The 7039-nt window shown below is 43.5% G+C and carries 5 protein-coding genes and 7 tRNA genes; 5 read left to right on the top strand and 7 right to left on the bottom strand.

Annotated features, from left to right (window positions below; all coding sequences use genetic code 11):
* Positions 1–292: 292 nt before the first annotated feature.
* The 4 genes from PSI15_RS16765 (at position 293) to PSI15_RS16750 (ending at position 4396) form a co-directional block, all read left to right on the top strand.
* The gene (locus PSI15_RS16765) at positions 293–1123 is read left to right on the top strand and encodes a glycosyltransferase family 9 protein (protein ID WP_273584524.1); all 831 of its coding nucleotides are present in this window, start codon (positions 293–295) and stop codon (positions 1121–1123) included.
* A gap of 234 nt (positions 1124–1357) precedes the next feature.
* Complete coding sequence (gene mtnK, locus PSI15_RS16760) at positions 1358–2623, top strand: S-methyl-5-thioribose kinase (protein ID WP_273584523.1); 1266 nt, start codon at positions 1358–1360, stop codon at positions 2621–2623.
* Between the two features lie 9 nt (positions 2624–2632).
* Positions 2633–3733, top strand: a complete 1101-nt coding sequence (gene mtnA, locus PSI15_RS16755) for an S-methyl-5-thioribose-1-phosphate isomerase (RefSeq protein WP_273584522.1) — start codon at positions 2633–2635, stop codon at positions 3731–3733.
* Positions 3734–3754: 21 nt separating this feature from the next.
* Positions 3755–4396, top strand: a complete 642-nt coding sequence (locus PSI15_RS16750) for an L-fuculose-phosphate aldolase (protein ID WP_273584525.1) — start codon at positions 3755–3757, stop codon at positions 4394–4396.
* A gap of 46 nt (positions 4397–4442) precedes the next feature.
* Here the strand turns inward: PSI15_RS16750 and PSI15_RS16745 are convergent.
* The 7 genes from PSI15_RS16745 to PSI15_RS16715 form a co-directional block, all read right to left on the bottom strand.
* Positions 4443–4518 (bottom strand) — tRNA-Val (locus PSI15_RS16745).
* A 21-nt stretch (positions 4519–4539) separates the two neighbouring features.
* Positions 4540–4615: transfer RNA gene (locus PSI15_RS16740), tRNA-Lys, on the bottom strand.
* 30 nt (positions 4616–4645) lie between these two features.
* Positions 4646–4721: transfer RNA gene (locus tag PSI15_RS16735), tRNA-Lys, on the bottom strand.
* 30 nt (positions 4722–4751) lie between these two features.
* Positions 4752–4827 (bottom strand) — tRNA-Lys (locus PSI15_RS16730).
* 45 nt (positions 4828–4872) lie between these two features.
* Positions 4873–4948: transfer RNA gene (locus PSI15_RS16725), tRNA-Val, on the bottom strand.
* 44 nt (positions 4949–4992) lie between these two features.
* Positions 4993–5068: transfer RNA gene (locus PSI15_RS16720), tRNA-Val, on the bottom strand.
* 34 nt (positions 5069–5102) lie between these two features.
* Positions 5103–5178: transfer RNA gene (locus tag PSI15_RS16715), tRNA-Val, on the bottom strand.
* A gap of 237 nt (positions 5179–5415) precedes the next feature.
* Between PSI15_RS16715 and gltX the strand changes: the two genes are divergently transcribed.
* Positions 5416–6831 (top strand): glutamate--tRNA ligase, encoded by a 1416-nt coding sequence (gene gltX, locus PSI15_RS16710; protein ID WP_273584521.1) that lies wholly within the window; start codon positions 5416–5418, stop codon positions 6829–6831.
* Positions 6832–7039 lie beyond the last annotated feature (208 nt).

Below are 7039 nucleotides of genomic sequence, written 5' to 3'. Positions count from 1 at the left end.
CATAGATGTTCAATTTTATTGAACTTATTTCCTGACAATAGAAAAGCCTCCTGTTTTGTTGTTTTATATGATATTAATAAGGTGCTAAATAACCAAACCCTATACCATTATTTTCTACTTTCGGTTATAGTTAAACTAATTTAACACGATAAGTTTTTTTAATAAAATTATATGAAAATAGCCATATTGCGCCGTAATGGACTTGGTGATCTTATTTGTACTCAACCATTGATCAAATTCTTACAGAAAACCTATCCCAACGCAGAGATTGGCCTATTTATAGACGCTGGCAATGCTGAGCTTGCTCGTTATTTGTGCCCTGAAATCCATGTCCATATTATTCCTAAAGGAAATAAATATCTATCTATCTATTATTAATACTGCGTTATCATTTCGCCGAGAAAAGTTTGATATTGCCATATCAGCCAAACCTACGCCCATGAAGCTAAATAATCTATTCTTATGGCTATTAGGTGCTAAAAAACGCTATGCTGTTGTTACAGATAAGCACTGGCATGCAAAGCTAATTAACTGCCCAACAAAAAAGGAACACGTGAATGGTTATCATCAGGCATTAAAAGTATTACGTACATTTTCACCTAATGAGAATGAATTATCTGCTGAATTTTTTCCTTACATTAAATTTGAAGAGACTTTTCAGTCCATTGAATATCAATATCCCATGATCTTGTTTTCTGTTTCTAATAACAGAAAGTACAGTTTAATTAATAATGATCGCCTGACGCTAATAGCAAATAAAATACTTGAAAAGTATCCAGAGGCAAGATTTATTATTTCTTCGTTTAAGCAGGATATTCCTTTAGCTGAGAATTTAAGATCACGTATAGGAGCAAGCAGTGAAATTGTCGTCTCTGATTCGCTAAGTTCTTTTTTAGCTTTATTGAATAACATGACACTGATTGTTGTCGGTGATGGTGGTATCTGCCATTTGGCCGCTTCATTACAGAAAAAACTTGTCGCCTTTTATGGTGTAACAAAACCTGAAAATTGGGCACCACTGGCTAAAAAAGATAAATGTGTCACATTATATGACCCTGAAAATGTCAACAACATTGATTTAGATAAAGTTTATCCAGCGATATTTTCCTTGCTTAAGGAATAGAGAAACGCTCAATAGGCTGCAAATTGTAGTCAATAGCACTACAACTTGCAAAACGGGCTTTTAAGGGTAAGGTTATTTAACCTCAAACATAGCTGATATTCTAGTTCCATCACAGACAGCTTACTCTTGCATATCTTATAGTTAACAACTGTCAATTCCATTACAGCAGAATGAGTTATCGCTGTGCCGTTTGTTTATGAACTTTCCTTCATGAAATTATCAGGATGAAAAATAATGTCTGCTCATGTCCCTATAGGGTATATCCCACAAACTTGCGGATCTTTATCACACTATCTTGCTAAAAATTTACCAACAACCCTTTCACTCGGTGGTTCTCCTGAAACCTGGCAAATTCAAGAAGTGGGTGATGGAAATCTCAATTTAGTCTTTATTGTCGCCGGAAAAGAAAAAACCATTGTCGTGAAACAAGCCCTGCCTTATGTACGGGCTGCGGGGGAGTCATGGCCACTTTCCCTTATGCGTTCGCATTTTGAATATCATGCCCTGATTGAAGAAAAAAGAGTCGCCAACGCCTATGTGCCTGAGGTCTATTTTTATGATGAGAAGATGTCTCTCTTTGTTATAGAGTATTTGTCTCAGCATATTATTCTACGTAAGCGCCTCATCGCTGGGGAAAAACTGCCTAATCTCGCCGAAGATGTGGGAATTTTTCTCGCGAATACCCTGTTCCATACTTCCGATATTGGCATGACCAGTAAAGGGAAAAAAGATCTCACTGCCCGCTTCGCCAACAATCATGAACTTTGCAAGATCACTGAAGATCTTATTTTTACTGAACCCTATTTTAATGCGGAGAGAAATAACTGGACGACGCCTCAGCTTGACGATGAAATCTACTCCATCTGGCAAGATCGGGCACTCATTCAAACCGCCATGCAGTATAAGTATCAATTCATGACGCAAGCCCAAGCCTTGCTGCATGGTGATCTCCATTCTGGATCAATTATGGTAACGCCAGATTCTACCAAGGTCATTGACCCGGAATTCAGTTTTATGGAACCCATGGCGTTTGATATCGGTAGCTATATTGGTAACTTATTGATGGCATACTTTGCCCAATCTGCCCTACGAGAAAATCATGCGCAATGTACTGATTATCAGACCTGGCTTCTGGCGCAAATAGAAACAACCTGGTCGGTATTTGAACGTCGTTTCCGCCAGTTATGGCATGAAAAAAAGATTGGGGATGCCTATCCTGTCGTGCTTTATCAGCAAGGATCATTTGATGCGTCCTTCTTAAAAACAGTACAAGACGATTTTCTATCCACCTTATTTAAAGACACGCTTGCTTATGCCGGCCTGGAGATTAATCGCCGTATTATCGGGTGTGCCGGTGTTGCCGATTTCAAACACATTAAAGATCAAAATCAGCGCGCTATCTGCGAGAAGCGGGCACTGAAATTAGCTCGGGAATTGATAGTAAATCGCGAAAATTACCCGACGTTCTCGCTCATTAGACGTTATATTGCACAGTGTTAAGAGGTTGATATGAAAATTAGTGGCACTCATTATCGTTCTGTTTGGCTTGCTGACGATGGTTATACTGTCGAAATTCTCGATCAGACCAAACTTCCTTTTGAAGTGCAGATTATTCAACTCCGCACTCTGCAAGATGCGGCAACTGCCATCAAAGAAATGTGGGTACGAGGAGCGCCTTTGATTGGTGCGGTTGCCGCATATGGTATGGCGTTGGCAATGCATCAGGAAAACAGCGATGAAAATTTACGACAGGCTTACGCTATCCTGGTTAAAACCCGCCCCACCGCAATCAATTTAAAATGGGCGTTGGATCGAACATATCAAGTACTGGAAAATAGCGAGCATTCACAACGTGAAGCAACAGCGTATCGTATCGCCAATGAAATTGCAGATGAAGATGTGGAACTCTGCCGCAAAATTGGTGAGCACGGGCTACAAATGATCCAGTGTATTGCAGCAACCAAACCAAGCGACGAAACCGTCAATATTTTGACGCACTGTAATGCCGGCTGGCTCGCGACGGTAGATTGGGGAACCGCACTGGCACCCATTTATATGGCGCATGATGCCGGAATCAAGGTTCATGTCTGGGTTGATGAAACCCGCCCACGTAATCAAGGGGGGCTAACCGCTTTTGAATTAGGTTCACACGGCGTATCCCATACGTTGATTGCTGATAACGCTGGCGGGCATTTGATGCAACACGGCAAAGTCGATCTCTGTCTTGTCGGCACAGACCGAACAACCGCACGAGGCGATGTATGCAACAAAATCGGGACTTATCTCAAGGCATTGGCGGCCAAAGCCAATCAGGTGCCTTTTTATGTTGCCCTGCCATCCCCGACGCTGGATTTTACGGTCTGGGATGGCGTAAAAGAAATTCCCATTGAACAGCGTTCAGGCAAAGAACAATCCCACACATATGGCATCACACCTGAAGGTATACGAAGTTGGGTCAATACAGTACCACCAGGGACATCTTGTGGAAATTATGCTTTTGATGTGACTCCTGCTGAACTTATCACTGGGTTGATTACTGAACGAGGAATTTGTGATGCCAGTGCGGAAGGATTACAGACCCTTTTCCCTGATTTGTGCGGGCAACCGTAGTGATTACGCAAGGTAAAAATGATGAATAGAGAGCAAATCGTCCAAGAAATTATTGCAACCTGCCTTAAAATGAACGCACTTGGATTGAATCAAGGAACATCAGGCAATATCAGTGCCCGCTATCAGGACGGTTTTTTGATTACGCCTGCCGGTATAGCTTATGAAAAACTGACACCAGATCAAATCGTCTATGTCAGTTATCAAGGTGAATATGCCGCCGATAAGGTGCCTTCAAGCGAGTGGCATTTTCACCTCTCCTGCTATCAGGCACGCCCTGATCTCAATGCCGTTGTACATAATCATGCGGTTAATGCAACGGCAGTCTCCATTCTCAATCATGCGATACCCGCCATTCACTATATGATTGCCGTTACAGGCACCAATTACGTTCCCTGTATTCCTTATGCCACTTTTGGGACAGCTGAACTGGCTGACAATGTGAAAAAGGGGATCACTCACAGTAAGGCATTATTAATGCAGCATCATGGCATGATTGCAATGGAAGTGAGTCTGGAAAAAGCGCTCTGGTTGGCAAATGAAATTGAGATATTGGCACAACTTTACTTAAAAGTGCTGCCAATTGCGGAGACCGTTCCAATACTCTCTGCGACAGAAATGCAGCGGGTGCTGGAAAAATTCAAGCATTATGGATTAAAGGGATAGATTTCTAGAGCAAAGAGAAAGTCGGATAAAGGGGAGAGTGATGAAGTGGTGGGCGATACCAGATTCGAACTGATGACCCCCTCCTTGTAAGGGAGATGCTCTACCAACTGAGCTAATCGCCCACTTCATGATTCAGACCTAAATGGTGGGTCGTGCAGGATTCGAACCTGCGACCAATTGATTAAAAGTCAACTGCTCTACCGACTGAGCTAACGACCCAATTAGGTAATTCTGATCTTGATATCTAAATGGTGGGTCGTGCAGGATTCGAACCTGCGACCAATTGATTAAAAGTCAACTGCTCTACCGACTGAGCTAACGACCCAATTAGATAATTTTGGTTTTGATATTTGAATGGTGGGTCGTGCAGGATTCGAACCTGCGACCAATTGATTAAAAGTCAACTGCTCTACCGACTGAGCTAACGACCCATTCTCAATATCAATGTGATACTGTTACGAAACAACCTGATGAAGTGGTGGGCGATACCAGATTCGAACTGATGACCCCCTCCTTGTAAGGGAGATGCTCTACCAACTGAGCTAATCGCCCACTTCAAGATGACTATAACGACATCAATACCACTGATTTATGATTGGTGGGCGATACCAGATTCGAACTGATGACCCCCTCCTTGTAAGGGAGATGCTCTACCAACTGAGCTAATCGCCCAATCATAAAATCATGTTTATCACGGCGAGAAATATGGTGGGCGATACCAGATTCGAACTGATGACCCCCTCCTTGTAAGGGAGATGCTCTACCAACTGAGCTAATCGCCCCGTCGTGATGGAGTCGCATTATAGGGATAGTTCGAGGTGAGTCAACGCTTTTTATTACTAAAACAACCGTTCGTCGTAAAATTAAACAGAATGAAACAATTATAATCACGGTAGGGTATCAATTGGTCAACCTATTTTGGCTTTTCTCAATAACCCACCGTTAACGCCATTGAGGAATTGAAGTGCAGTGATAAAATGCTCTCCTTATTAAGAGAAAGGTAATTAAGGCAATTCCTGATGAGTAAAATTAAAACCCGTTTTGCACCAAGTCCTACCGGCTATCTGCATGTTGGTGGTGCGCGTACTGCGCTTTATTCCTGGTTATACAGTCGCCACAATAAAGGTGAATTTGTTCTTCGCATCGAAGATACCGATCTGGAACGTTCCACGCAAGAAGCCATTGACGCAATTATGGACGGAATGAACTGGTTAAATCTGAATTGGGATGAAGGCCCTTATTATCAGACCAAACGTTTCGACCGTTACAACCACGTTATTGATAACATGTTGGCGCAAGGCACGGCTTACCGCTGCTATTGTTCTAAAGAGCATTTGGAACAACTGCGTGAAACTCAGATGACGAAGGGTGAAAAACCACGTTATGACGGTCGATGCCGTGATAGCGAGTGCCAGCACAGCCACGATGAGCCACATGTTGTCCGTTTCCGCAACCCACAAGAAGGTTCTGTTATTTTTAATGACAGCATCCGTGGCCCGATTGAATTCAGCAACCAAGAGCTGGATGATTTGATCATTCGCCGTACCGACGGTTCACCAACGTATAATTTCTGTGTGGTTATTGATGATTGGGATATGGAAATCACCCACGTTATTCGTGGTGAAGACCATATCAACAACACGCCGCGTCAGATCAATATCCTGAAAGCGCTTAGCGCCCCGGTTCCAGAATATGCCCATGTTTCGATGATCCTCGGCGATGATGGCAAAAAGCTGTCCAAACGTCACGGCGCTGTCAGCGTCATGCAGTACCGTGATGAAGGTTATCTGCCAGAGGCGCTGTTGAACTATCTGGTTCGTCTGGGCTGGTCACATGGCGATCAGGAAATTTTCAGCGTTGAAGAAATGACTGAACTGTTTGACCTTGATGCGATCAGTAAATCCGCCAGTGCATTCAATACGGAAAAACTGCAATGGCTGAACCATCATTACATCAATACCCTGCCGGCAGAGAAAGTGGCGGTACATTTAGCGTGGCATATTGAACAGCAAGGGATTGATACCCGCACTGGCCCGGAACTGGTTGATTTGATCAAACTGCTGGGTGAGCGCTGCAAGACGCTGAAAGAGATGGCGGGATCTTGTCGTTATTTCTATGAAGAGTTCGCTGAGTTTGATGCCGATGCGGCGAAAAAACATCTGCGCCCGGTTGCCCGCCAGCCATTGGAAGTTGCCCGTGCGAAACTGGCCGCGCTGACTGAATGGACACCAGAGAATATCCATCACGCGATTCAAGCGACGGCTGACGAGCTGGAAGTTGGCATGGGTAAAGTCGGTATGCCACTGCGTGTTGCGGTAACAGGTGCAGGCCAGTCTCCAAGTGTGGATGTCACCATCCATGCGATTAACCAGGCACGTTCACTGTCTCGTATTGATAAGGCGCTGGCTTATATTGCGCAGCGTGAGGCACAATAAATCGTTATTTAGCGATGTTGTTACCGTCAATAGTATGGCGTGAATAACAGGAATAATAGAGGCACGCAATTTATTGTCGTGCCTTTATTTTTGCGCTCAAAATGGGTCATTGATGGCTTTTTCAACGCTTACACCGAGAATATTAATGAATTCATTGACAGAATTCTCTGGGTTGCATATGATTCGCCCCGTTCCACAGGATTTTGAT

This window comes from Xenorhabdus sp. PR6a, assembly GCF_028599065.1.
Classification (GTDB): domain Bacteria; phylum Pseudomonadota; class Gammaproteobacteria; order Enterobacterales; family Enterobacteriaceae; genus Xenorhabdus; species Xenorhabdus doucetiae.
This window is presented reverse-complemented; position numbering and strand designations above follow the sequence as displayed.

Coding starts and splice junctions, on each gene's coding strand:
- PSI15_RS16765 (WP_273584524.1), top strand. CDS start 293: ATGCTGAGCTTGCTCGTTATTTGTGCCCTGAAATCCATGTCCATATTA.
- mtnK (WP_273584523.1), top strand. CDS start 1,358: ATGTCTGCTCATGTCCCTATAGGGTATATCCCACAAACTTGCGGATCT.
- mtnA (WP_273584522.1), top strand. CDS start 2,633: ATGAAAATTAGTGGCACTCATTATCGTTCTGTTTGGCTTGCTGACGAT.
- PSI15_RS16750 (WP_273584525.1), top strand. CDS start 3,755: ATGAATAGAGAGCAAATCGTCCAAGAAATTATTGCAACCTGCCTTAAA.
- gltX (WP_273584521.1), top strand. CDS start 5,416: ATGAGTAAAATTAAAACCCGTTTTGCACCAAGTCCTACCGGCTATCTG.